Raw genomic sequence first — 22652 nt, forward strand, 5'->3', positions numbered from 1 at the left:
GGGTGTTAGCCGTTCAGTTTTTTGGCCAGACCCGCGACGTATTCACCCTGATAGCGGGCGATAGACAGTTCTTCATTGCTTGGCTGACGTGAGCCATCCCCACCGGCAATGGTGGTTGCGCCGTACGGCGTACCGCCACGCACCTGGGAAATGTCAAACAGCTCCTGGGCGCCGTAGCCAATCGGCACAATCACCATCCCGTGATGAGCAAGGGTAGTCCAGGTTGAGGTAATCGTCTGCTCCTGACCGCCGCCGGTGCCGGTAGAGCTGAATACGCTGGCGAGTTTGCCGTAGAGCGCCCCGGATGCCCAAAGTCCGCCGGTTTGATCGAGGAAGGTGCGCATCTGGCCCGACATATTGCCGAAGCGGGTCGGTGTGCCGAAGATAATGGCATCATAGTCCGCCAGCTCCTGCGGGGTGGCGACCGGGGCGTTTTGCGTTTTCCCCCCGGCTTTCAGGAAGGCTTCCGCCTGCATGGTTTCCGGTACGCGTTTCACCACAACCTCAACGCCATCAACCCTGTTCGCACCTTCTGCAACCGCGTGAGCCATGGTTTCAATGTGTCCATACATGGAATAATAGAGCACCAGAACTTTTGCCATTTTGCATCACTCCTCGTTGGTTTTTCTGACAGCGGATCGCTGCGTTCTTTTAAAGATATGCCATCACAGCCAGACTGCAAAAATGAACGGCATTTCTTTGATTTATAACAATATGGTTACAAAAAGGCTTTGTAGCAAAATGAAACAACTTTTTGGCAGCAGATTTTTGAAATGATAAGAAAGGTTTATGAATCGCCGCCGCGTCATCTCACCCGAAAGGCTGAGTTCATGTTGCAGAATATTACCTGCGGCTTGCCGGATAGCGGCATTCCACTAAGCTTAGTTTCACGCGGCACAGATAAAGGCACTGTCCTTGTGTTGCGAGGTGAAAGAATCCTCTTTTACTGAATGCAATATGATGTCTAATGTTTCACATTCTGGAGGTTAGAGATGGCAAACCATCGTGGTGGTTCAGGTAATTTCGCAGAAGACCGTGAAAGAGCATCAGAAGCAGGCCGTAAAGGTGGCCAGCATAGCGGGGGCAACTTCAAGAATGACCCGCAACGCGCATCTGAAGCTGGCAAGAAAGGGGGGAAAAACAGCCACGGCAGCAGTAAGTAACACGCCGGGTTGAACCCCTGCCGCCGGGATCTCCCGGCGGTTTTTTTATTTCTGCAACATTGAACTGTAACCAAAGGCAACGCACACTAGGGAATTGATCTTAACTGCGAGTGCCGCATGTCTGTTTCACGCTTCAAATTCTCCGTTAAACCGCAGGAAGCCATCCTGATTCTCATCACCATGTTCTGGGGCGGGACGTTTCTGGCCGTTCAGTACGCGGTGACCCTCAGCGATCCGTTCTTTTTTGTTGGCCTGCGCTTTGCGACGGCGGCGCTTGCCGTGGGGCTGATTTCGCTTAAAACGCTGCGGGGGCTGACGCTGAAAGAACTTAAGGCCGGCGTGGCGATTGGGGTGGCGATAGCGATGGGCTACAGCCTGCAGACATGGGGATTGCAGACCATCTCCAGCAGTAAATCCGCGTTTATCACCGCCATGTATGTGCCGCTGGTGCCGCTGCTGCAGTGGCTGTGCCTGGGGCGGCTGCCGGGGCTGATGTCCTGTATTGGCATCGTGCTGGCGTTTATCGGCCTGATCTTACTGGCCGGGCCGGAAAACAACCTGCTTGCGCTGGGGCCGGGCGAAATCATCACCCTGATAGGGGCGATTGCCATTGCGGCGGAAATTATTCTGATTAGCGCCTGGGCGGGCAAGGTCGACGTCAAGCGGGTAACGGTGGTGCAGCTCGCCACGGCGTCGCTGGTGGCGTTTGCGACGATGGTGCCGGCAGGTGAGTCCGTGCCGCCGATGTCCACCGGCCTGGTGGTGGTCGCACTGGGGCTGGGTATTTTCAGCGCCATTATTCAGGTCACCATGAACTGGGCGCAGCGCAGCGTATCGCCAACCCGCGCGACGGTGATTTATACCGGCGAACCGGTCTGGGCGGGGATTTTCGGACGCATTGCAGGTGAGCGTTTGCCGCTTCTGGCGCTGGTGGGCGCGGCATTTATTGTCGCCGGGGTGCTGGTGAGCGAGTTAAAGCTCAGAAAACGTCGGAGTGAGGTCAGGGATTTGACGGCAAAAGAAGGTTTAGATTGAAAAAATGGACAGGCTTATTTACGATGTGTACGGATAAATACCGTACACGGTGATGTAAACCATGCCAGCACTTAAAAAACAGCGTATCGATCTTCGCTTAACGGACGAAGACAAAACAATGATTGAAGAAGCGGCGGCGATGACGAACCAAACGATCACCCAGTTTATGGTGAACAGTGCGTCAGAGCGTGCTGCAGAGGTCATTGAGCAGCACCGTCGTCTCGTATTAAACGAAGCATCATGGAATGCGGTGATGGATGCCATCGACAATCCGCCTGAGCCAAATGAACGCCTGAAACGAGCAGCAAAACGGCTTCGAAACATGGAGTGAAGCGCCGTGGAGAATCTCACGATCGAAATGTTATCAGAGGGAACCGATTATGACTTCGAGGATTTTGATTGTGGCGAACCCTCGCTAAATGCCTTCCTTGCTGAACATCTGGTGCGTCAGCACAATGGGCGTATTTTACGAGCCTACCTGCTTAAAGAGCGCGATCGTCCGCGTGTCCTGGGTTATTACACGTTATCGGGAAGCTGTTTTGAAAGAGCGATGCTTCCTTCTAAGACTCTGCAGCGCCGAATCCCTTATATCAACGTACCCAGCGTGACGCTGGGACGTCTGGCTGTAGATAAAACACTACAGGGAAACGAGTGGGGAACAACGCTCGTCGCGCATGCTATGCGCGTTGTCTACCTGGCTTCACAGGCTGTGGGGGTACACGGAATATTTGTTGATGCCCTTAACGAGCGGGCAAAACGATTTTATCTGAAGCAGGGCTTTATCCCGCTGACAGCTGAAAACAGCCATTCTTTGTTCTTCCCTACAAAATCTATCGAACGGCTGTTTGAGCAAGAGTGATTGCTTTATTACCTGTTGTTCTGAAGGAATGTACACGTCGGGTAAGGCCTGGCCGTCACCCGACATGGTGATTTCACGAATCCTGATGCACTACGGCGCCCTGCGGCGCGGCGGCCATCCGGCGGCTCAGCAGGGCGTTAAGCAGAATTGCCCCAAAGGTCGCCGTGCCAATCCCGCCAATCGTAAACCCGCCCAGCGTCAGGGCAAAATCGCCTGCGCCCAGCACCAGCGTGACCGCCACCATAATCAGGTTGCCGTTCTGGCTGAGATCGACGCGATGCTGTACCCAGATGCGCGCGCCGGCCACGGCGATCAGCCCAAACACCACAATCGATGCCCCGCCGATAACCGGGGACGGAATGGTGTGGATCAGCGCGCCGAACTTCGGTGAGAAGCCGAGCAGCATCGCCATCACCGCCGCCGCCACGAAGACCAGCGTCGAGTAGACCTTGGTCACCGCCATCACGCCGATATTTTCGGCATAGGTGGTGACGCCGCTGCCGCCTACGGAACCGGAGAGCATGGTCGCCAGCCCGTCACCGACGAACGCGCGGCCCATGTACGGATCCATGCTGCGCCCGGTCATCCCCGCAACCGCCTTCAGGTGGCCTAAGTTCTCCGCCACCAGGATCACCGCCACCGGTGCGATAAGCATCATCGCCTGGGTGTTAAAGGTGGGCGAGGTCACCTTCGGCAGGCCGAACCAGGCGGCCTGATGGAGCAGCGTAAAGTCAACCGGCTTGCCCAGACCGAAAACATTAGCCAGCAGGGCGTAGACCAGACAGGCGACAATCAGCCCAACCAGGATCAGCAGACGCTGGATCATGCCCCGCGTGAACACCGCCACCAGGCCGATGCACAGCACCGTGATCACCGCCATCCAGCTTTCAAACGGCGAGGCGGAGACGCTCCTGACCGCAATTGGCGCGAGGTTGAGGCCAATTGCCATCACCACGGCGCCCGTCACGACGGGAGGCATCATTCGCTCTATCCAGCGCGTGCCGATTTTCATCACCACCAGACCAATCAGGGTGTACACCAGGCCGCAGGCAATGATGCCGCCGAGGGCCACGCTCAGGTTGGGGTTGATCCCCTGGCCGTTAAACCCGGTGGTGGCGATGACAACGCCGACAAAGGCGGCGCTGGAGCCGAGATAGCTGGGCACGCGCCCGCCGGTGACGAAAAAGAACAGCAGCGTGCCGATACCCGACATCAGAATAGACAGGTTGGGATCGAGTCCCATCAGCATCGGCATCAACACCGTGGCGCCAAACATGGCGACCGCGTGCTGAACGCCCATCACCATCGTCTGCCCGAGCGGGAGACGTTCATCCGGCGCGACCACGCCTGCTTCTGTGGAGGTCGATTTCAACTGCCAGTGGGGAAATCCGAACATGGTCTGTCTCCTTAAGGCGGGTTAACAGGCGGGTCGCATAAGCGCGTGGTAGCCGCGGTCAAACCACACCAGCCCTTGCGGCGCGGGGTGGCGAATAATCGAAATAATGTCGCAAAACAGAATGTCGTGGGTGCCGACGCTCACCACCTGGCTGATGCGGCAGTCAAACGAGGCCAGCGCATCTTCCAGACGCGGACAGCCCGTGTCGCCCGTCTGCCAGCGGGCGGCGGCAAAGCGTTCCGCCATCGGCGTTTTACCGCCAAACAGGTTAGATAAAGGCTCCTGTCCGGCGCTCAGGGTATTCACGCAAAGGGTGCGGTTTTCGCTAAACGTTGGCCAGACGGACGCACCGCGGTTCAGGCACACCAGCAGGGTGGGCGGTGAATCCGTGACGCTGCACACCGCGCTGGCGGTGAAGCCTGCCATCCCCGCCGGGCCGTCGGTGGTGATGATGTTGACCGCCGCGCCAACGCAGGCCATGGCGTCGCGAAAGGTTTGTTTATCCGGTGTTGTCATCATCGCTCCTTACGCCAGCCCGCAGGCATCGTCAAAGTCCAGACGCGGCAGGCGCCCGTAAAGTTTGCGGGTATCGCCGTAGCCAATGTTGATCAGCAGATTGCTTTTAAGCGTCGTGCCGGTGAAAAAGGCTTCGTCGACCTTTTGGCGGTCAAATCCCGACATCGGGCCGGTGTCCAGCCCCAGGGCGCGACAGGCGAAAATCAGGTAAGCGGCCTGCATTGAACTGTTGCGAAAGGCGGTCTCTTCCGCATGCGCGGGGCTGGTGGTGAACCAGCTCTTTGCATCGCCGTGCGGGAACAGTTCAGGCAGGCGCTCGTAGAATTCACCGTCCCAGGCGACAATCGCCGTGACCGGGGCGGTGAGCGTTTTCTCGAGGTTGCCGCTGGAGAGCGCCGGGCGCAGCTTCTCTTTTCCCTCCGCGCTTCGCACAAACACAATTCGCGCCGGGGAGCAGTTGGCGGACGTGGGCCCCCATTTCATCAGGTTGTAGATTTCGCGCAGCGTTTCGTCGCTGACGGGCATATCCTGCCAGCCGTTGTGGGTGCGCGCGCCGGTGAACAGCGTTTCCAGCGCGGCGGGGGTAATGGCTTCGCTCATTAAAGCTCCTTATAAAGCGGGTTCCGGGCTGTGCAGCAGGCTGGCAAGCCCGTTCAGCAGCAGGGTGTTAAAGGTATCCGGCTCGGTGATGTTGCAGGCGTGCCCGCCCTGGCGCATTACCACGCTGTGGCTGTGCGGGATCGCCGCCTGCAGCTCGGATGAGCAGACTGAGGGCACCAGCATGTCGTCGGCAGAACAGATAATCTGTACCGGGCAGCGAATGCGCGCGGCATGGCGGCTGAAGTCGGCCTTTTTCAGGGCGCTGAGCCTGTGCAGCAGGTTGGTTTTGCCCTGGAAATGGGCCAACGCCAGCGCTTCTTCGGCCTCCAGACGGGGGGCGCGGGCGGCCATCCAGTCCGCAGGGTAGAGAAACAGCGGCTGCGCCTCGACCCACGCCTGTGCGCCGCCGTAATGCAGCAGGCGCTCGCGGATCTGAAAGCAGCGGCGGGTGTGGGCGTTGAGGGTCAACCAGCCGTTAACGCACACCAGCGCGGTGAGGGCGTCGGGCCTGTCGAGGGCCAGTTGCAGGCCGACCAGCGCCCCCAGCGCGTGACCCACGACGCTGTAGCGGACAATCCCGGCTTCAGCCAGCGCCTGGGCCAGCTCGTCCGCCATCTGCGCAAGGCTGTACCCTTCCGGCAGGGTGGCGGGGTTATTGCCAGTTCCCCGCTGGTCATAGCACACCACCTGATACTCCGGCTCCAGCGCGGCCAGCTGGGGCAGCCAGTAGCTGCCGCTGCCGCCGAGACCGGAAATAAAGACCACCACGGGCGCGCCCTCGTACGGGGGCGGCGAGACGGAAAGTTTCATACCTGCCTCACTTCGCGATGTGCGCAACGGTGGCGATCTCAACCAGCGCCTCTGGCTTCACCAGCCCGCACTGAATGCAGAACCGCGCCGGTTTATCGCCGGGGAAGAACTCGGCGTAAATCTCGTTAATCGCGGCGTAGTTTTTCCAGTCGGTGATAAAGATGCTGTTGAAGGTCACATCCTCCATCGTGCCACCCGCCGTTTCGATCACGGTTTTGATCGTCTCCAGCACGTGGCGGGTTTGCGCCTTTGGGTCGTTGATAAACACCACGTTGTTGTCTTTATCAAACGGCAGCGTGCCGGAGACATACACCACGCCGTCGGCGAGGGTGCCGGGAACAAACGGGGCAATCGGCGTGCTGGTGCCCGGCGGAATAATCACGGATTTTGGCATCAGGCGTCTCCTCAGGCGATACGGGCGAGCGGGGGAGTCAGGGCGTCGCAGAAATCATTGACGTTACTGACCCAGCCAAAAAAGGTTTCGATGTTGAACAGGGCCGCTTTCTGGGCGAATTCCGGCCCGGCCTGGTGGGTCGCGTCTTCCAGCACCACGCCAAAATACTCGAGGAAAAAGCCGTCGCGCAGGGTCGACTCCACGCAGACGTTGGTGGCGATGCCGGTGAACACCAGATGACGAATGCCCCGGCTGCGCAGCAGGCTGTCGAGCGGGGTGTTGAAAAAGCCGCTGTAGCGCGGTTTGGGCAGAACAATATCGCCCGCCTGCGGTACCAGCTCATCCACCAGCTGATAGTCCCAGCCGCCTTTCGCCAGCAGCTTGCCCTGCAGTTCGGGCCGTTTACGCATGGTTTTCAGGGCGTTCGACTTGTGGAAGTTGGGCGAGCCGGGGCCGCCTGCCTCGACGTACTGGTCATCCCAGCCGTTCTGGAACCAGATGATGAGCATGCCCGCGGCGCGCGCGGCGGCGACGGCAGTTTTAATGTTCTCGATCACCGGCCGGGTGGCGGAGACGTCGAACCCAGCCAGATCCAGATAACCGCCCTGGCTGGCGTAGGCGTTTTGCATGTCCACCACGATCAGCGCGCTCTGCTGCGGCGCGAAGGTGATGGCTTCCGGGCGTGCGTTAAGGGTCGTCATTACGCCACCTCCTTCGTGACGGCAGGGATGTGGGCGCGGCACTGCATCAGCGGCTGGATGCGCTCGCCGAAGGTCTCCACGCCGGTGAGGAAATCGTCGAAGGTCAGTAGAACGCCTTCCGCACCGGGCACGGCCGCCACTTCGTCCAGCATTCTGGCGACGCTGGCGTACGAGCCGACCAGCGTGCCCATGTTGATATTGACGGCGGAGGTCGGGTCGGCCATCTGGCGAACGTTGGTATCCGCCCCGGAGCGGGTATCCTTCTGGCTCTGTTCGGTGAGCCAGCTCAGGGCCTCCTCGTCGGCGCCGTCCTTATAGCGCTCCCATTTGGCGCGCGCGGCGTCGTCGGTCTCGTCGGCGATCACCATAAACAGCACGTAGGAGCCCACGTCGCGCCCGGTTTTGTCGGCGGCCTCTTTCATGCGCGCGGCGGTCGGGGCGAAGGCGGCAGGCGTGTTCACGCCTTTACCGAAGCAGAAGTTGAAGTCGGCGTATTTCGCGGAAAACTCCATCCCCGCGTCGCTTTGTCCGGCGCAAATCACCTTCATCGGCACCGACGGCTGCGGGCTGACGCGGCAGTCGTTCATGGTGAAGAAATCGCCCTTGAAATCGCTTTTGCCGGTCCCCCACAGGTCGCGCAGCACCTGCACGTATTCGGTCAGGTAGTCGTAGCGACGCGAGAAGTACTCGTCACCCGGCCAGAGCCCCATCTGCTCGTACTCCGGTTTTTGCCAGCCGGTGACCAGGTTGACGCCAAAACGCCCGCCGGAGATGGAGTCGATGGTGGAGGCCATGCGCGCGACGATCGCCGGGGGCAGGGTGAGCGTGGCGGCGGTGGCGTAGATTTGGATCCGCGAGGTGACCGCGGCCAGCCCGGCCATCAGGGTAAAGGACTCCAGGTTGTGATCCCAGAATTCAGTTTTGCCGCCAAAGCCGCGCAGCTTGATCATCGAAAGCGCAAAGTCGAAATGGTAGTGCTCTGCTTTCTGCACGATGGCTTTATTGAGCTCAAAGGTCGGCATGTATTGCGGTGCAGTGGTCGAGATAAGCCAGCCGTTGTTGCCGATGGGTACAAATACGCCAATTTTCATCACGAACCTCTCTTCATTACGTCGCAGGTGTATCGGTGTTTTTGCAAAGGCGGTGCCAGTTTTGAAAATGGCTGTGTTATTAATGTGTTAATCAGAAGTTGGTGGATTGATGCGGCCAAATGTGGACTAACTGGTCAAAAACATTGCACAGAAAACAGGCATTCATGCGCGATCGGAGTGCAGGGTGTCGTGGCGAGTCGGGGGTTTTGCTATGCTGAGGGCAACGCAGAATAAGGAGAGCGGGAATGGCACAAGGCGCAGTGAAAACACCAGGTAAACGTTCGCAGGCGGTGAGCGCCAAGAAGCAGGCGATCCTCAGCGCGGCGCTGGAGACTTTTTCGCAGTTTGGTATTCACGGCACGCGCCTGGAGCAGGTGGCGGAGCAGTCCGGCGTATCCAAAACCAATCTGCTTTACTATTACCCGTCGAAAGAGGCGCTCTATGTGGCGGTTATGCAGCAGATCCTCGATATCTGGCTGGCGCCCCTCAAAGCGTTCCGCGCAGAGCTGGCCCCGCTGGTGGCGATCAAAGAGTACATTCGCCTGAAGCTGGAGGTGTCGCGCGATTACCCGCAGGCGTCGCGACTGTTTTGTCTTGAGATGTTGCAGGGCGCGCCGCTGCTGCAGGCGGAATTAACCGGAGATTTAAAGCAGCTGGTGGACGATAAGTCGGCCATTATTGCCGGATGGGTCGCCAGCGGAAAACTGGCCCCGGTCGACCCGCATCATCTGATCTTTATGATCTGGGCCTCCACCCAGCATTACGCTGACTTTGCGGCCCAGGTTGAGGCGGTGACCGGTAAAACGCTCCAGGACGAGGCGTTTTTCCACAGCACCCTGGAAAACGTGCAGCGGATGATTATCGAAGGGATCCGCCTGCGCTAGTTTCCCCTCACCCCAGCCCTCTCCCTCAAGGGAGAGGGGGCCGTCCGCGCAGGTATTATTTTGTGGGGATCCCTCAGCCCGGCGGGAGAGGGCAGCTTAAGTCGCCCTCTTCACACTGCATCAGCGAGGCCAGAAACGCTTCGCGCTCCACGGTTTTTTCCGCCAGGCACTGGTTAACAATCATTGGCTGGACGCTCCCGCCTTCCGTCCCCGAACCGATAAACGCGCAGTCCGCATCGCGCAGGGTAATCCACGCCTGCTGCGCTTTTTTCAGCAGGTCGCGCTGAGGAGCTGCCGCGCGTTTGATGGCGGCCTGATACGTCTGGTTGAGTTTTTTATCGGCAGCCTGGTACTGCTGCGCGCTACAGGTATTCAGTTCAAGCTGGGTGGTCGCGTTGTCGCACTCGTCGGCCAGCGCGCTGGCGCTCATTAGCAGTGCCGCACTGGCGATAAGAAATCGTTTCATATACTCCCCAATAAAATAAGGCTCCGTCTCCGGAGCCTTATTAACACAGCGTTAGCCTATTGTCATCAGGCTGGCGTTACCGCCTGCCGCCGCGGTGTTGACGCTGAGCGAGCGCTCCACGTACAGACGCTCCAGCAGCAGGTTGGTTTCCCCGCGCGCAAAGCCCTGCACGGAAACGATGGCGCCGCTGCGGGCCGCAACCTGCTCGCACAGTTCGCGCAGCTGATCGGAATCACCGTGGTAGATCACCGCATCAAACGGCTGGGTCAGCAGGCTATCGGCTTTCGCGAAGCGAATGCGGGCCGAGACCGCTTTCGGCAGCTGTTTGGCGAGATCGCGATGCAGGGCATCTTCCGGCCACAGCACTTCACAGCCGGTTGCCATCGCGGCGGCCAGCTGCACCAGCGCGTCCTGCTCGTTATCGGCCACGCACAGCACGCGCTCGCGAGGCATCAGCGTCCAGGTGTTGCGCTCGCCGGTTGGCCCCGGCAGCAGACGCTGCGTGCCCGCCTGCGCCAGCTCGCCGTACTGCTTCGCGACGGCACGCAGTTCAGGACGTTTTTCTGCCCATGTAATGAGCGCCTCCAGCGGCTGGGTCAGCACGGTTTTCAGCTGCGCATCCACCGGATAGTCCGCATCCTGGCGTGCCAGGATGACGCCCAGGGCGTTCTCCGGACGGTTCGCCAGCAGGCGGTACAGGTAGAGCGGACCGCCCGCTTTCGGACCGGTGCCGGAAAGGCCTTCGCCGCCGAACGGCTGCACGCCCACGACCGCGCCAACCATGTTGCGGTTAACGTACAGGTTGCCCACTTTGGCGCTGCCGGTGACCTGCGCGATAGTCTCGTCGATACGGGTATGCACGCCGAGCGTCAGGCCATAGCCGGAGGCGTTGATCTGCTCAACCAGCTCGTTCAGGTTGTTACGGTTGTAGCGCACCACGTGCAGCACCGGGCCGAAGACCTCTTTTTTCAGCTCGTCGAAGCTTGCCAGCTCAATCAGCGTTGGCGGCACAAAGGTGCCGGTCCGCCATTCGCGCGCATCTTCGCTGTTCTCGCGCACCGCCTGGAACACCGGGCGGCCTTTCGCGCGCATGGTCTGAATGTGGTTTTCGATGTTGGCTTTGGCTTCCGCGTCGATCACCGGCCCGATATCGGTGGTGAGACGGCCCGGGTTGCCCATGCGGCATTCGGCCATCGCGCCGCGCAGCATCTTCAGCGTGTGGTCCGCCACGTCGTCCTGCAGGCACAGCACGCGCAGGGCGGAGCAGCGCTGACCGGCGCTGTCGAACGCGGAGGCCAGCACGTCGACCACCACCTGCTCGGTAAGGGCAGAGGAGTCAACGATCATGGCGTTCATCCCGCCGGTTTCCGCGATGAGCGGAGTAGGGCGGCCCTGCGCATCCAGACGGGTGGCAATATTGCGCTGCAGCAGAGACGCCACTTCGGTCGAACCGGTGAACATCACGCCGCGCACGCGGTTATCGGAGGTCAGTTTGGCACCGACCGTTTCACCGCGGCCCGGCAGCAGCTGAACCACGCCCGCCGGCACGCCGGCTTCGAGAAGAATGTTGATGCCCTGCGCGGCAATCAGCGGGGTCTGCTCTGCCGGTTTTGCCAGCACGCTGTTGCCTGCGGCCAGCGCGGCGGCAATCTGGCCGGTGAAGATCGCCAGCGGGAAGTTCCACGGACTGATACAGACGACTGGACCCAGCGGACGGTGGGTTTCGTTATCGAAATCATCGCGCACCTGACCGGCGTAGTAGTGCAGGAAGTCGACGGCCTCGCGCACTTCGGCAATCGCGTTGCTGAAGGTTTTACCCGCCTCGCGCACCAGAATGCCGATGAGCGACTGCATCTGATCTTCCATCAGCACCGCCGCGCGCTCCAGAATCGCGGCGCGCTCCTGCGGCGGCGTGGCAAACCAGATAGGGGCGTTGTTCACCGCGCTGTCCAGCGCCTGATCCACTTCCGCTTCGGTCGCTTCTCGCGCGTAGCCGACGATATCCTTCGGCTCGGCCGGGTTGATCACCGGCTGCATTTCGCCGTCTGCAACGGGCTGCTCCAGCATCGGTTTGGCCTGCCACTTCTGCAGCGCGCTGTTGAGCAGGGCAGAGGAGAGGGACGCCAGACGGTGTTCGTTGGCGAGATCCAGACCCGCCGAGTTGACGCGGCCTTTGCCGTACAGCTCGCGCGGCAGGGCAATCTTCGGATGCGGCAGGCCAACCTGGCCTTCCTGTGCCGCCATCTTCTCAACGGCCTGCACCGGATCGGCCACCAGCTCGTCCAGCGGCAGCGTGGTGTCGGCGATGCGGTTGACGAAGGAGGTGTTCGCGCCGTTTTCCAGCAGACGACGCACCAGGTACGCCAGCAGGGTTTCGTGCGTTCCCACCGGAGCATAGATACGGCACGGGCGGTTCAGCTTGCCGTCCGCCACTTTACCGGTGACCTGCTCGTACAGCGGTTCACCCATGCCGTGCAGGCACTGGAACTCGTACTGTCCCGGATAGTAGTTTTGCCCGGCCAGGCTGTAGATTGCCGCCAGGGTATGGGCGTTGTGGGTAGCGAACTGCGGATAGATCAGGTTCGGCACGCCGAGCAGCTTTTTCGCACAGGCGAGGTAAGAGACGTCGGTGTATACCTTGCGGGTATAGACCGGATAGCCTTCCAGCCCTTCCATCTGGGCGCGTTTGATTTCGCTGTCCCAGTAGGCGCCTTTCACCAGACGGATCATCAGGCGACGGCGGCTGCGGCTTGCCAGGTCAATCAGGTAATCAATGACGAACGGGCAGCGCTTCTGGTAGGCCTGGATAACGAAGCCAATGCCGTTCCAGCCTGCCAGCTCCGGCTCGAAGCACAGTTTTTCCAGCAGATCGAGGGAGATCTCCAGACGGTCGGCCTCTTCGGCGTCGATGTTAATGCCGATGTCATACTGGCGCGCCAGCAGGGTCAGGGACTTCAGGCGCGGGTAGAGTTCTTCCATCACCCGGTCGAACTGCGCGCGACTGTAGCGCGGGTGCAGGGCGGAGAGCTTAATGGAGATGCCCGGGCCTTCATAAATACCGCGACCGTTGGACGCTTTACCAATGGCGTGGATCGCCTGCTGGTAAGAAACCATGTAGGCCTGCGCGTCGGCGGCGGTCAGGGCCGCTTCGCCCAGCATGTCGTACGAGTAGCGGAAACCTTTATCTTCCAGCTTGCGGGCGTTCGCCAGCGCTTCGGCAATGGTTTCCCCGGTGACAAACTGCTCGCCCATCAGGCGCATCGCCATATCCACGCCTTTGCGGATCAGCGGCTCGCCGCTCTTGCCGATGATGCGGTTCAGGGAGCGGGAGAGGTTGGCTTCGTTATGAGTGGAGACCAGTTTGCCGGTAAACAGCAGGCCCCAGGTTGCCGCGTTGACGAACAGCGACGGGCTGCGGCCAATGTGGGAATGCCAGTTACCGTTGCTGATCTTGTCGCGGATCAGCGCGTCGCGGGTGGCTTTATCCGGAATACGCAGCAGCGCTTCCGCGAGGCACATCAGCGCCACGCCTTCCTGAGACGAGAGGGAAAACTCCTGCAGCAGACCCTGAACCATCCCGGCGCGGCCGGTGGCGGTTTTCTGGTTGCGCAGCTTGTCGGCTAACTGATACGCCAGGCTGTGCGCCTGTGCGGCAATGGCTTCCGGCAGGCGAGCCTGCTCCAGCAGCATCGGCACGGCGTCGGTTTCGGCACGGCGGTAGGCGCCGGTAATGGCGGCACGGCTGACGGACTGCGGCAGGATCTGCTCGGCGAATTCGAGGAACGGCTGATGGTTCTCGTCGCCAGCGGCCGGGGCTTCTTCACTTTCGTTCGCCGCGCCGGCCAGCAGGGCAGGCAGCTCCGGCAGGCCCTCATCGCTCTCGAGTCTTTCGAGATAGTTAAAAATCGCCTGCTTAATTAACCAGTGCGGCGTGCGGTCAATGCGGGTTGCTGCGGTCTTAATCCGTTCGCGGGTTGCGTCATCCAGCTTAACCCCCATGGTGGTCATACCCATGCCAAAGCTCCTGTTGTTCTGTAATAGCGTTCTGTTGATAGCGTGAAATATCCACCATGTTGCAACTTTGTGCAACCGTGTTAAATGTGACCTGGTTTGCAACCCGGAAAATGAATGGATTGTTAACGAATGGTTAGCTGGTAAAACGCGCTGGCTTTTGTGCAGGAGACCTGGTTTTATGCGGTAGTTAACACTTTTCAAAGGTGCAACCCGTAAAAGCGTGAGCGAGTGCAACCTATAGGAAACTCGTATCAAACCGGGGATGAAATTGATGTAAATGCAGTGTTAAATCGTTTGTCAGCGGAAGGCGCATACGGCAGGATAGCGCGCCCAACCGAAACACAAGATACATTCACCTCGTTCCGGTGATCATATAACAAGGCAGCCCGGATGGTTGTCGCTCGACATTTTGGAGAATTTGAATGGCTATTAGCACACCGATGCTGGTGACATTTCTCGTTTATATTTTTGGCATGATCCTGATAGGGTTTTTGGCGTGGCGTTCTACAAAGAACTTTGACGACTACATTCTGGGCGGACGCAGTTTAGGCCCGATGGTGACCGCACTCTCTGCGGGCGCCTCCGACATGAGCGGCTGGCTGCTGATGGGGCTGCCCGGCGCGATTTTTATCTCCGGTATCTCGGAAAGCTGGATCGCCATCGGCCTGACCGTCGGCGCATGGATCAACTGGAAGCTGGTGGCAGGCCGTCTGCGCGTGCATACCGAGGCCAACAACAACGCCCTGACGCTGCCGGATTACTTCACCGGACGTTTTGAAGATAACAGCCGCATCCTGCGCATTATCTCTGCGGTAGTTATCCTGCTGTTCTTCACCATCTACTGTGCCTCCGGCATCGTGGCCGGCGCGCGTCTGTTCGAAAGCACCTTCGGCATGAGCTACGAAACCGCCCTGTGGGCCGGTGCGGCGGCGACCATCCTCTATACCTTCGTGGGCGGGTTCCTGGCGGTAAGCTGGACCGATACCGTGCAGGCGAGCCTGATGATCTTCGCCCTGATCCTGACTCCGGTGATTGTGATTTTCACCGTTGGCGGCTTTGGCGAATCGCTGGAAGTGATCAAGCAGAAGAGCATCGAAAACGTCGACATGCTGAAAGGGCTGAACTTCGTGGCCATCGTCTCCCTGATGGGCTGGGGCCTGGGCTACTTCGGTCAGCCGCATATCCTGGCGCGCTTTATGGCGGCGGATTCCCACCACACCATCGTTCATGCCCGTCGCATCAGCATGACGTGGATGATCCTGTGTCTGGCAGGGGCGTGCGCGGTCGGCTTCTTCGGCATCGCGTACTTCAACAACAACCCGGCGCAGGCGGGCGCGGTGAACCAGAACGCCGAGCGCGTGTTCATCGAGCTGGCGCAAATTCTGTTTAACCCGTGGATTGCCGGTATTCTGCTCTCCGCAATCCTGGCGGCGGTGATGTCCACCCTGAGCTGTCAGCTGCTGGTTTGCTCCAGTGCGATCACCGAAGACCTTTACAAAGCCTTCCTGCGTAAAAATGCGAGCCAGAAAGAGCTGGTGTGGGTAGGGCGCTTTATGGTGCTGCTGGTGGCGCTGATTGCCATCGCGCTGGCGGCCAACCCGGAAAACCGCGTGCTGGGCCTGGTGAGCTACGCGTGGGCGGGCTTCGGTGCGGCGTTTGGTCCGGTAGTACTGTTCTCCGTCATGTGGTCACGTATGACCCGTAACGGCGCGCTGGCGGGGATGATTATCGGTGCGCTGACCGTTATCGTCTGGAAACAATTCGCGTGGCTGGGCCTGTACGAAATCATTCCGGGCTTCATCTTCGGCAGCATCGGCATCGTGGTGTTCAGCCTGCTGGGTAAAGCCCCGTCTGCCTCCATGCAGAAACGCTTTGCTGAAGCCGACGCGCATTACCACACTGCGCCGCCGTCTAAGCTCCAGGCAGAATAATTATTCTCGCTGTACAATGCAGGCCGGGTGAGCGCATGCGCACCCGGCTTTTTTCTTGCCAAAATCCGTAATTTCCTGTGATATCCCTGTGCTTATAACAATGAGGATAGCGAAGCATGACAATCAAAACAGGGGTAATGGCAGCGGCATTATTGATGCTCGCTGGCTGCACGGCGCCATCGCAACACGCGGCTGTAGAGACCTGCAAGGCGGATAACCAGATGCAGCAAACCACGCTCTATTTCGGCTTAAATCGTCCTGCCGGGGCGCAAATCACCAGCAACGAGTGGCAGCAGTTTGTCGATCAGGACGTGACGCCGCGTTTCCGCGATGGCTTAACGGTGTTTGACGCGCGCGGGCAGTGGCTGGGGAACGACGGGAAAGTGGCGCGTGAACCCAGCAAAGCGCTGATGCTGATCCACGGTAAGGATGCGCAGAGCGAGAAGAACATCGAAGCGTTACGCGGGATTTATAAATCCCGCTTCGCGCAGGAGTCGGTGATGCGCGTCGACCAGCCGGTGTGCGTGCAGTTCTAATAAAAACGGCGGGAATTCCCGCCGTTGTTGTTTTGTAGGCCGGGTAAGCGAAGCGCCACCCGGTATTGCATCAGAGCACCAGCCCCGCAAAGCTCGCCGACAGCAGGCTCACCAGCGTCGCGCCGTACACCAGACGCAGACCAAACCGCGACACCACGTTCCCCTGCTGCTCGTTCAGGCCCTTAATCGCCCCGGCCACAATGCCGATGGACGCGAAGTTCGCGAAGGACACCAGGAAGACGGATAAAATGCCCAGCCCGCGCGGGGACATCTGATGAGCGATTTTTTGCAGCTCAATCATCGCCACAAATTCATTCGCCACCAGCTTGGTTGCCATAATACTGCCCGCGTTTAAGGCATCGCTCAGCGGAATACCAATAAGCCATGCCAGGGGATAAAATACATAGCCCAGGATCTGCTGGAAGCTCATGCCAAATACGCTGGAGAAGAGGGCGTTAACGGCGCTAATAAGTGCGATAAAGCCGATCAGCATAGCCAGAATAATCATCGCCACCTTAAAACCGGCCAGAATATACTCGCCGAGCATTTCGAAGAAGCTCTGCGATTCATGCAGTTTTTCCAGCTTGATATCCGGCTCCGCTTCCGGGCGCGCCGGGTTGATGACGGAGAGAATAATAAAGGTGCTGAACATGTTCAGAATCAGCGCCGCGACGACAAATTTGGCGTCGAGCATGGTCATATAGGCGCCGACAATCGACAGGGAGACCGTCGACATGGCCGTGGCCGCCATGGTGAAGAGACGACGAGAGGAGAGATCGCCCAGCACGCCCTTGTAGGCAATGAAGTTTTCCGACTGGCCGAGGATCAGCGAGCTCACCGCGTTAAAGGATTCCAGCTTGCCCATACCGTTCAGTTTTGACAGCAGCGTGCCGATGACCCGAATAAAAATCGGCAGGATCCGCCAGTGCTGAAGAATACCAATCAGCGCGGAAATAAAAATAATCGGGCAAAGCACGCCGAGGAAAATGAACGCCAGCCCTTTTTCCCCCATTCCGCCAAAGACGAAATTGGTCCCTTCCGAAGCAAATTTCAGCAGTGACTCAAAGAAGCCGGAAACATATTGAATCAGGAATAACCCGCTTTCGGCGTGCAGGAAAAAGAACGCCAGCGCAATTTCAATAACAATCAGCTGTAAAACATAACGAATGCGAATTTTTCGGCGGTCGAAACTTACCAGCCAGGCAAGCGCGAGAATAATGACCAGCGCCAGCAGGAAATGGACAATTTTAAACATAATTAATTTTCACCAGGTGTTTGAGGCGGATATTTAGCCACAGCCCCGTACCAGCGTAAATGGGCATTTTCGTTATAACTTATAAACCTGAACGTAACGTATGTAACTATTACCAGGCTCGGCGTTTACAACTCGTCATCAAAACACCACACATTTCGCTTGTGTTTCTTTTCGCCGTAATGATAATCACTATCACAAGAATTTACCTTTCTTTGCATCAGTTGACCGCGATAAACATTTAAGGTGTCGGCATGTTTGTTCCATTTCTCATTATGTTTCGTGAAGGGCTTGAAGCTGCCCTTATCGTGAGCCTCATCGCCAGCTATCTGAAGCGAACCCAGCGCGGACGCTGGATTGGCGTCATGTGGGTCGGGGTATTCCTTGCCGCGGCACTTTGTCTGGGCCTCGGTATCCTCATCAACGAAACCACCGGGGAGTTCCCGCAGAAAGAGCAGGAGCTGTTTGAGGGGATCGTCGCCGTAATTGCGGTGGTGATCCTGACCTGGATGGTGTTCTGGATGCGTAAAGTCTCCCGTAACGTGAAGGTGCAGCTGGAGCAGGCGGTGGATAACGCGCTGCAAAAGGGCAATAACCACGGCTGGGCGCTGATCATGATGGTCTTTTTTGCCGTCGCGCGTGAAGGCCTGGAGTCCGTTTTCTTCCTGCTGGCGGCGTTTCAGCAGGATGTCGGTATCTGGCCGCCGGTTGGCGCGATGCTCGGGCTGGCAACCGCCGTTGTGCTGGGCTTTCTGCTCTACTGGGGCGGCATTCGTCTCAATCTGGGCGCCTTCTTCAAGTGGACCAGCCTGTTTATTCTGCTGGTGGCGGCAGGGCTGGCGGCAGGGGCGATTCGCGCCTTCCACGAGGCGGGCCTGTGGAACCATTTCCAGGACGTCGCGTTCGACCTCAGCAACGTGCTCTCCACGCACTCTCTGACCGGTACCCTGCTCGAAGGTATCTTCGGCTATCAGGAAACGCCGAGCGTCAGCGAAGTGGCGATGTACTTTATCTATCTGGTTCCGGCGCTGGTGCTGTTCGCTATGCCGCCGCGTACCGGCACGCAGGCGTCGCGCGTTACGCCATAATTTTTGTTTTAGTTACAACATACTTTTAAAGGGAAGAGTCATGGCAATTCAGTTCCGTCGTAGTGCGTTATGCGCAGGCATTGCCGCGCTGTTCGCTTCTGCATTCTCCGCCTGGGGCGCGGATGTTCCTCAGGTTAAAGTCACCGTTAATGATAAGCAGTGTGAGCCGATGACCCTCACGGTGAACAGCGGCAAAACCCAGTTCATTATTCAGAACCACAGCCAGAAAGCGCTGGAGTGGGAGATCCTGAAAGGGGTTCTGGTGGTGGAGGAACGCGAAAACATCGCCCCTGGCTTCAGCCAGAAGATGACCGCCAACCTGCAGCCGGGCGAGTATGAGATGACCTGCGGTCTGCTGACCAACCCTAAAGGGAAGCTGATCGTCAAAGGTGAAGCGACGGCCGATGCGGCGAAAGGCGCTGCGGTGCTGGGCCTGGGCGACGCGATTACGGCATATAAAGCCTATGTCACGAAAGAGACGGCGGACCTGGCGGCGGCAACCAAAGCCTTTACCGATGCGGTGAAGGCCGGTGACATCGAAAAAGCGAAATCCCTGTATGCACCAACCCGTCAGCACTACGAGCGCATCGAGCCGATTGCCGAACTGTTCTCTGACCTTGATGGCAGCATTGATGCCCGCGAAGACGATTACGAGCAGAAAGCCGCCGATCCGAAATTCACCGGTTTCCACCGTCTGGAAAAAGCGCTGTTTGGCGACAACTCTACCAAAGGGATGGAGAAATACGCCGAGCAGCTGAATGGCGACGTGCTGGAGCTGCAAAAGCGCATCAGCGAGCTGGCCTTCCCGCCGTCAAAAGTGGTGGGCGGCGCGGCTGGTCTGATTGAAGAAGTGGCCGCGAGCAAAATCAGCGGCGAAGAAGATCGCTACAGCCATACCGATCTGTGGGACTTCCAGGCCAACGTCGACGGCGCGCAGAAAATTGTTAACCTGCTGCGTCCTCAGCTGCAGAAAGAGAACGGCGAACTGCTGGCCAAAGTGGATGCCAACTTCAAAAAAGTCGACACCATTCTGGCGAAGTATCGTACCAAAGACGGGTTTGAAACCTACGACAAGCTGACCGATGCCGACCGTAACGCGCTGAAAGGCCCGATTACCGCCCTGGCGGAAGATCTCTCTCTGCTGCGCGGCGTACTGGGTCTGGACTAAGCACGATGAATAAGCATAACGAGAACGATGTGGTTGAGCCTTCACGTCGTCGATTGTTAAAAGGAGTAGGGGCGCTGGGGGGCGCTCTTGCTCTGGCCGGTGGCTGTCCGGTAGCGCATGCGGCGAAACCGCAGAGCGCGCCCGGCACGCTGTCACCCAATGCCCGCATGGAGACGCAGCCGTTTTATGGCGAACATCAGTCGGGCATCCTGACGCCGCAGCAGGCGTCCATGATGCTGGTGGCCTTTGATTCGCTGGCCAGCGATAAAGCCGATCTGGAGCGCCTGTTCCGCCTGCTGACGACGCGTATCGCGTTTCTCACTGCCGGCGGACCGGCGCCCGATACGCCGAACCCGCGTCTTCCGCCAATGGACTCCGGCATTCTGGGGCCGTTTATCGCCCCGGATAACCTGACCATTACCGTTTCGCTCGGTGAGTCGCTCTTTGACGCGCGCTATGGGCTGGCAAAACAGAAGCCGAAAGCGCTGCAGAAAATGACGCGTTTCCCGAATGACTCCCTGGACGCGGCGCTGTGCCATGGCGACCTGCTCCTGCAGATTTGCGCCAATACTCAGGACACGGTGATCCACGCCCTGCGCGATATCATCAAGCACACGCCGGATCTGCTGAGCGTGCGCTGGAAGCGGGAAGGTTTTATCTCGGACCACGCCGCCCGCAGTAAAGGGAAAGAGACCCCGGTGAACCTGCTGGGCTTTAAGGACGGTACGGCCAACCCGGACAGCAGCGATGCGGCGTTGATGAAAGACGTGGTATGGGTGACGGCGGATCAGGGCGAACCGGCATGGGCGGTGGGCGGCAGCTATCAGGCGGTGCGGATTATCCAGTTCCACGTGGAGTTCTGGGACCGCACGCCGCTCAAAGAACAGCAGACGATCTTTGGTCGCGATAAGCAAAGCGGCGCGCCGCTCGGCATGAAGAACGAGCATGACGTGCCCGACTACGCCAGCGATCCCAATGGCGATACCATCGCGCTGGACAGCCACATTCGTCTGGCTAATCCGCGCACCAAAGAGACGCAGTCCAGCCTGATGATGCGTCGTGGCTACAGCTATTCGCTCGGCGTGACCAACGCCGGTCAGCTTGATATGGGCCTGCTGTTCGTCTGCTATCAGCACGATCTGGAAAAAGGCTTCTTGACCGTGCAGAAGCGGCTCAACGGCGAAGCGCTGGAAGAGTACATTAAGCCCATCGGCGGCGGCTATTTCTTTGCCCTGCCGGGCGTGCGCGATCGGAACGCGTACCTCGCTCAAGGTCTTATTGAAGCCTGATAATTGTCCCCGCAACCGTTCGCGGGGACATTATTTTTTCATATGACTATCCTCCTGTTATATTTCTGTAATATTTCTATATGAGACTGATTTCACCTGTAGGGACAGTCTTAAAAGTTGCATTCAGGTAAAATAAATGTTGCATTTATGATAACTCCTGATGTACTTAAGATAAGACAGCGGTAGTTCCCGGCAGTGATGCTGAATCACTATGGAGATCGCGAATGGTTGCGTCCTGTACTGGACAAGGTAAACATAACAACCGCAGCACCCGGCGCGGAGGCTCAGACTCCGGCAGCGATTTCCTCACCACTAAATTCTCCCCCCTTCCTCAAGAATCTGATTCGACCGACGTGCAGAACGGTGCGCGTAGCTGTTCCGTATCGTTATCCGATAAAGCAAGCAATGGCTTACAAGGAAGCCAACCCTCTGATGTTCGTGCGCATAATCGTGCCGAAGCTGGCGCGTGTGATGAATACCAACAACTCAAGGTGCTATCCATGGGAAGACAAAAAGCAGTGATCAAAGCTCGTCGCGAAGCAAAACGTGTGCTGAGACGGGATTCACGTAGCCATAAACAGCGTGAAGAAGAATCGGTCACCTCGCTTGTGCAGATGAGTGGCGTAGAAGCAATTGGCATGGCCCGAGACAGCCGTGATAATTCTCCAATTGTGGCGCGCAATGAGGCTCAGGCGCACTACCTGAATGCTATCGAGAGTAAACAGCTCATCTTTGCAACCGGTGAAGCCGGATGCGGGAAAACCTGGATCAGTGCAGCCAAAGCGGCGGAAGCGCTGATTCATAAGGATGTGGAGCGCATTATTGTTACCCGTCCTGTACTGCAGGCTGATGAAGATCTCGGCTTCCTGCCCGGAGATATTTCGGAGAAGTTTGCTCCGTACTTCAGGCCCGTCTATGACGTGCTGGTGAAGCGACTGGGTGCATCCTTTATGCAGTACTGCCTGCGACCAGAGATTGGCAAGGTGGAAATCGCGCCGTTCGCCTATATGCGCGGACGTACATTTGAAAATGCGGTCGTCATTCTTGACGAGGCTCAGAACGTGACCGCTGCGCAAATGAAGATGTTTTTAACGCGCCTCGGGGAGAACGTGACGGTTATCGTTAACGGCGATATTACCCAGTGTGACCTGCCATCCGGCGTGAAATCCGGGCTGAGCGACGCCATGTCACGTTTTGAGGAAGATGAGATGATTGGGGTGGTACGCTTCACTAAAGAGGACTGCGTGCGTTCAGCGCTCTGTCAGCGCACGCTGCAAGCGTATTATTGAGTTTGCTGTTGTGTTCAAGGCCCGGGAAACCGGGCTTTGTTTTTTGTGCTTTTTATCCCCTCTCCCCTGGGGAGAGGGGCAGGGTGAGGGGCTCAGGCCGCACCGGGCTGCATATAGCACCGGGGGATTCTCATCCCCCCAGAGGTGTGCAACATGCGAAAAAAAAAGCC

At 58.4% G+C, this 22652-nt stretch carries 22 protein-coding genes; 11 read left to right on the plus strand and 11 right to left on the minus strand.

Annotated features, from left to right (window positions below):
- Positions 1-5: 5 nt before the first annotated feature.
- A complete protein-coding gene (gene wrbA, locus ACWKXN_RS02400; RefSeq protein ID WP_023311076.1) occupies positions 6-602 on the minus strand; it encodes an NAD(P)H:quinone oxidoreductase in 597 nt (198 codons plus the stop codon).
- 390 nt (positions 603-992) lie between these two features.
- Between wrbA and ACWKXN_RS02405 the strand changes: the two genes are divergently transcribed.
- The 4 genes from ACWKXN_RS02405 to ACWKXN_RS02420 all read left to right on the plus strand — a co-directional run bounded on the left by ACWKXN_RS02405 (position 993) and on the right by ACWKXN_RS02420 (position 3057).
- Complete coding sequence (locus ACWKXN_RS02405; RefSeq protein ID WP_023311077.1) at positions 993-1163, plus strand: con-10 family general stress protein; 171 nt, start codon at positions 993-995, stop codon at positions 1161-1163.
- Between the two features lie 117 nt (positions 1164-1280).
- Positions 1281-2198, plus strand: coding sequence for a DMT family transporter (locus ACWKXN_RS02410; RefSeq protein ID WP_033145161.1), 918 nt, complete (start codon positions 1281-1283; stop codon positions 2196-2198).
- A 61-nt stretch (positions 2199-2259) separates the two neighbouring features.
- Complete coding sequence (locus ACWKXN_RS02415; protein WP_008499829.1) at positions 2260-2529, plus strand: type II toxin-antitoxin system TacA family antitoxin; 270 nt, start codon at positions 2260-2262, stop codon at positions 2527-2529.
- Positions 2530-2535: 6 nt separating this feature from the next.
- The gene (locus ACWKXN_RS02420; protein WP_454543267.1) at positions 2536-3057 is read left to right on the plus strand and encodes a GNAT family N-acetyltransferase; all 522 of its coding nucleotides are present in this window, start codon (positions 2536-2538) and stop codon (positions 3055-3057) included.
- A 73-nt stretch (positions 3058-3130) separates the two neighbouring features.
- Here the strand turns inward: ACWKXN_RS02420 and rutG are convergent, their stop codons facing one another.
- Genes rutG through rutA form a run of 7 tightly spaced genes read right to left on the minus strand, consistent with a single transcriptional unit; the run spans position 3131 to position 8565 of the window.
- On the minus strand, positions 3131-4453 hold the full coding sequence (rutG, locus tag ACWKXN_RS02425) for a pyrimidine utilization transport protein G (RefSeq protein WP_023311081.1): 1323 nt from the start codon (positions 4451-4453) through the stop codon (positions 3131-3133).
- 21 nt (positions 4454-4474) lie between these two features.
- On the minus strand, positions 4475-4969 hold the full coding sequence (gene rutF / locus ACWKXN_RS02430; RefSeq protein WP_023311082.1) for an NADH-dependent FMN reductase RutF: 495 nt from the start codon (positions 4967-4969) through the stop codon (positions 4475-4477).
- Between the two features lie 9 nt (positions 4970-4978).
- Entirely contained in the window at positions 4979-5569 is a 591-nt protein-coding gene (locus tag ACWKXN_RS02435; RefSeq protein ID WP_047061542.1) for a malonic semialdehyde reductase, read from the minus strand.
- Between the two features lie 9 nt (positions 5570-5578).
- Positions 5579-6379, minus strand: coding sequence for a pyrimidine utilization protein D (rutD, locus tag ACWKXN_RS02440; RefSeq protein ID WP_454543268.1), 801 nt, complete (start codon positions 6377-6379; stop codon positions 5579-5581).
- Positions 6380-6386: 7 nt separating this feature from the next.
- On the minus strand, positions 6387-6773 hold the full coding sequence (rutC, locus tag ACWKXN_RS02445) for a pyrimidine utilization protein C (RefSeq protein WP_010429508.1): 387 nt from the start codon (positions 6771-6773) through the stop codon (positions 6387-6389).
- Between the two features lie 11 nt (positions 6774-6784).
- Positions 6785-7474, minus strand: a complete 690-nt coding sequence (gene rutB / locus ACWKXN_RS02450) for a pyrimidine utilization protein B (protein WP_033145167.1) — start codon at positions 7472-7474, stop codon at positions 6785-6787.
- The gene (gene rutA, locus ACWKXN_RS02455; RefSeq protein ID WP_045142971.1) at positions 7474-8565 is read right to left on the minus strand and encodes a pyrimidine utilization protein A; all 1092 of its coding nucleotides are present in this window, start codon (positions 8563-8565) and stop codon (positions 7474-7476) included. The genes rutB and rutA overlap by 1 nt, the downstream gene beginning before the upstream one ends.
- Positions 8566-8810: 245 nt before the next feature.
- On the opposite strand from rutA, the gene rutR reads away from it, so the two are divergent.
- The gene (gene rutR, locus ACWKXN_RS02460; RefSeq protein ID WP_032658081.1) at positions 8811-9449 is read left to right on the plus strand and encodes an HTH-type transcriptional regulator RutR; all 639 of its coding nucleotides are present in this window, start codon (positions 8811-8813) and stop codon (positions 9447-9449) included.
- 73 nt (positions 9450-9522) lie between these two features.
- Here rutR and ACWKXN_RS02465 read toward each other — a convergent pair whose 3' ends face one another.
- Both ACWKXN_RS02465 and putA read right to left on the minus strand, forming a co-directional pair.
- The gene (locus ACWKXN_RS02465) at positions 9523-9915 is read right to left on the minus strand and encodes a lysozyme inhibitor LprI family protein (protein ID WP_039261695.1); all 393 of its coding nucleotides are present in this window, start codon (positions 9913-9915) and stop codon (positions 9523-9525) included.
- A gap of 51 nt (positions 9916-9966) precedes the next feature.
- Positions 9967-13929, minus strand: coding sequence for a trifunctional transcriptional regulator/proline dehydrogenase/L-glutamate gamma-semialdehyde dehydrogenase (gene putA, locus ACWKXN_RS02470; RefSeq protein ID WP_454543269.1), 3963 nt, complete (start codon positions 13927-13929; stop codon positions 9967-9969).
- Positions 13930-14351: 422 nt separating this feature from the next.
- Between putA and putP the strand changes: the two genes are divergently transcribed.
- Positions 14352-15860 carry a sodium/proline symporter PutP gene (gene putP / locus ACWKXN_RS02475; protein WP_039261698.1) on the plus strand — a complete coding sequence of 503 codons (1509 nt, stop codon included), beginning with the start codon at positions 14352-14354 and terminating at the stop codon, positions 15858-15860.
- A gap of 116 nt (positions 15861-15976) precedes the next feature.
- A complete protein-coding gene (locus ACWKXN_RS02480; protein WP_028019107.1) occupies positions 15977-16396 on the plus strand; it encodes a DUF3574 domain-containing protein in 420 nt (139 codons plus the stop codon).
- Between the two features lie 70 nt (positions 16397-16466).
- Here ACWKXN_RS02480 and ACWKXN_RS02485 read toward each other — a convergent pair whose 3' ends face one another.
- Entirely contained in the window at positions 16467-17651 is a 1185-nt protein-coding gene (locus ACWKXN_RS02485) for a NupC/NupG family nucleoside CNT transporter (protein WP_454543270.1), read from the minus strand.
- Between the two features lie 251 nt (positions 17652-17902).
- Here ACWKXN_RS02485 and efeU point away from each other — a divergent pair, with 251 nt between their 5' ends.
- The 4 genes from efeU (at position 17903) to phoH (ending at position 22482) form a co-directional block, all read left to right on the plus strand.
- Complete coding sequence (gene efeU / locus ACWKXN_RS02490) at positions 17903-18736, plus strand: iron uptake transporter permease EfeU (RefSeq protein WP_193139018.1); 834 nt, start codon at positions 17903-17905, stop codon at positions 18734-18736.
- Between the two features lie 40 nt (positions 18737-18776).
- Entirely contained in the window at positions 18777-19904 is a 1128-nt protein-coding gene (gene efeO / locus ACWKXN_RS02495; protein WP_454543271.1) for an iron uptake system protein EfeO, read from the plus strand.
- A gap of 5 nt (positions 19905-19909) precedes the next feature.
- Positions 19910-21193, plus strand: a complete 1284-nt coding sequence (gene efeB, locus ACWKXN_RS02500) for an iron uptake transporter deferrochelatase/peroxidase subunit (RefSeq protein ID WP_033145174.1) — start codon at positions 19910-19912, stop codon at positions 21191-21193.
- Positions 21194-21693: 500 nt separating this feature from the next.
- Positions 21694-22482, plus strand: a complete 789-nt coding sequence (gene phoH, locus ACWKXN_RS02505; RefSeq protein WP_024908976.1) for a phosphate starvation-inducible protein PhoH — start codon at positions 21694-21696, stop codon at positions 22480-22482.
- Positions 22483-22652: the final 170 nt, after the last annotated feature.

It is taken from the genome of Enterobacter sp. UPMP2060 (assembly GCF_053709655.1).

What these genes read in the sequence shown, in the direction of transcription:
- ACWKXN_RS02415 (WP_008499829.1), top strand. Translation starts at nt 2,260, where the DNA reads ATGCCAGCACTTAAAAAACAGCGTATCGATCTTCGCTTAACGGACGAA.
- rutD (WP_454543268.1), bottom strand. Translation starts at nt 6,379, where the DNA reads ATGAAACTTTCCGTCTCGCCGCCCCCGTACGAGGGCGCGCCCGTGGTG.
- rutG (WP_023311081.1), bottom strand. Translation starts at nt 4,453, where the DNA reads ATGTTCGGATTTCCCCACTGGCAGTTGAAATCGACCTCCACAGAAGCA.
- putP (WP_039261698.1), top strand. Translation starts at nt 14,352, where the DNA reads ATGGCTATTAGCACACCGATGCTGGTGACATTTCTCGTTTATATTTTT.
- wrbA (WP_023311076.1), bottom strand. Translation starts at nt 602, where the DNA reads ATGGCAAAAGTTCTGGTGCTCTATTATTCCATGTATGGACACATTGAA.
- efeU (WP_193139018.1), top strand. Translation starts at nt 17,903, where the DNA reads ATGTTTGTTCCATTTCTCATTATGTTTCGTGAAGGGCTTGAAGCTGCC.
- putA (WP_454543269.1), bottom strand. Translation starts at nt 13,929, where the DNA reads ATGGGTATGACCACCATGGGGGTTAAGCTGGATGACGCAACCCGCGAA.
- ACWKXN_RS02465 (WP_039261695.1), bottom strand. Translation starts at nt 9,915, where the DNA reads ATGAAACGATTTCTTATCGCCAGTGCGGCACTGCTAATGAGCGCCAGC.
- ACWKXN_RS02410 (WP_033145161.1), top strand. Translation starts at nt 1,281, where the DNA reads ATGTCTGTTTCACGCTTCAAATTCTCCGTTAAACCGCAGGAAGCCATC.
- rutF (WP_023311082.1), bottom strand. Translation starts at nt 4,969, where the DNA reads ATGACAACACCGGATAAACAAACCTTTCGCGACGCCATGGCCTGCGTT.
- efeB (WP_033145174.1), top strand. Translation starts at nt 19,910, where the DNA reads ATGAATAAGCATAACGAGAACGATGTGGTTGAGCCTTCACGTCGTCGA.
- rutB (WP_033145167.1), bottom strand. Translation starts at nt 7,474, where the DNA reads ATGACGACCCTTAACGCACGCCCGGAAGCCATCACCTTCGCGCCGCAG.
- ACWKXN_RS02485 (WP_454543270.1), bottom strand. Translation starts at nt 17,651, where the DNA reads ATGTTTAAAATTGTCCATTTCCTGCTGGCGCTGGTCATTATTCTCGCG.
- phoH (WP_024908976.1), top strand. Translation starts at nt 21,694, where the DNA reads ATGGGAAGACAAAAAGCAGTGATCAAAGCTCGTCGCGAAGCAAAACGT.
- ACWKXN_RS02480 (WP_028019107.1), top strand. Translation starts at nt 15,977, where the DNA reads ATGACAATCAAAACAGGGGTAATGGCAGCGGCATTATTGATGCTCGCT.
- ACWKXN_RS02405 (WP_023311077.1), top strand. Translation starts at nt 993, where the DNA reads ATGGCAAACCATCGTGGTGGTTCAGGTAATTTCGCAGAAGACCGTGAA.
- ACWKXN_RS02435 (WP_047061542.1), bottom strand. Translation starts at nt 5,569, where the DNA reads ATGAGCGAAGCCATTACCCCCGCCGCGCTGGAAACGCTGTTCACCGGC.
- rutR (WP_032658081.1), top strand. Translation starts at nt 8,811, where the DNA reads ATGGCACAAGGCGCAGTGAAAACACCAGGTAAACGTTCGCAGGCGGTG.
- rutC (WP_010429508.1), bottom strand. Translation starts at nt 6,773, where the DNA reads ATGCCAAAATCCGTGATTATTCCGCCGGGCACCAGCACGCCGATTGCC.
- efeO (WP_454543271.1), top strand. Translation starts at nt 18,777, where the DNA reads ATGGCAATTCAGTTCCGTCGTAGTGCGTTATGCGCAGGCATTGCCGCG.
- rutA (WP_045142971.1), bottom strand. Translation starts at nt 8,565, where the DNA reads ATGAAAATTGGCGTATTTGTACCCATCGGCAACAACGGCTGGCTTATC.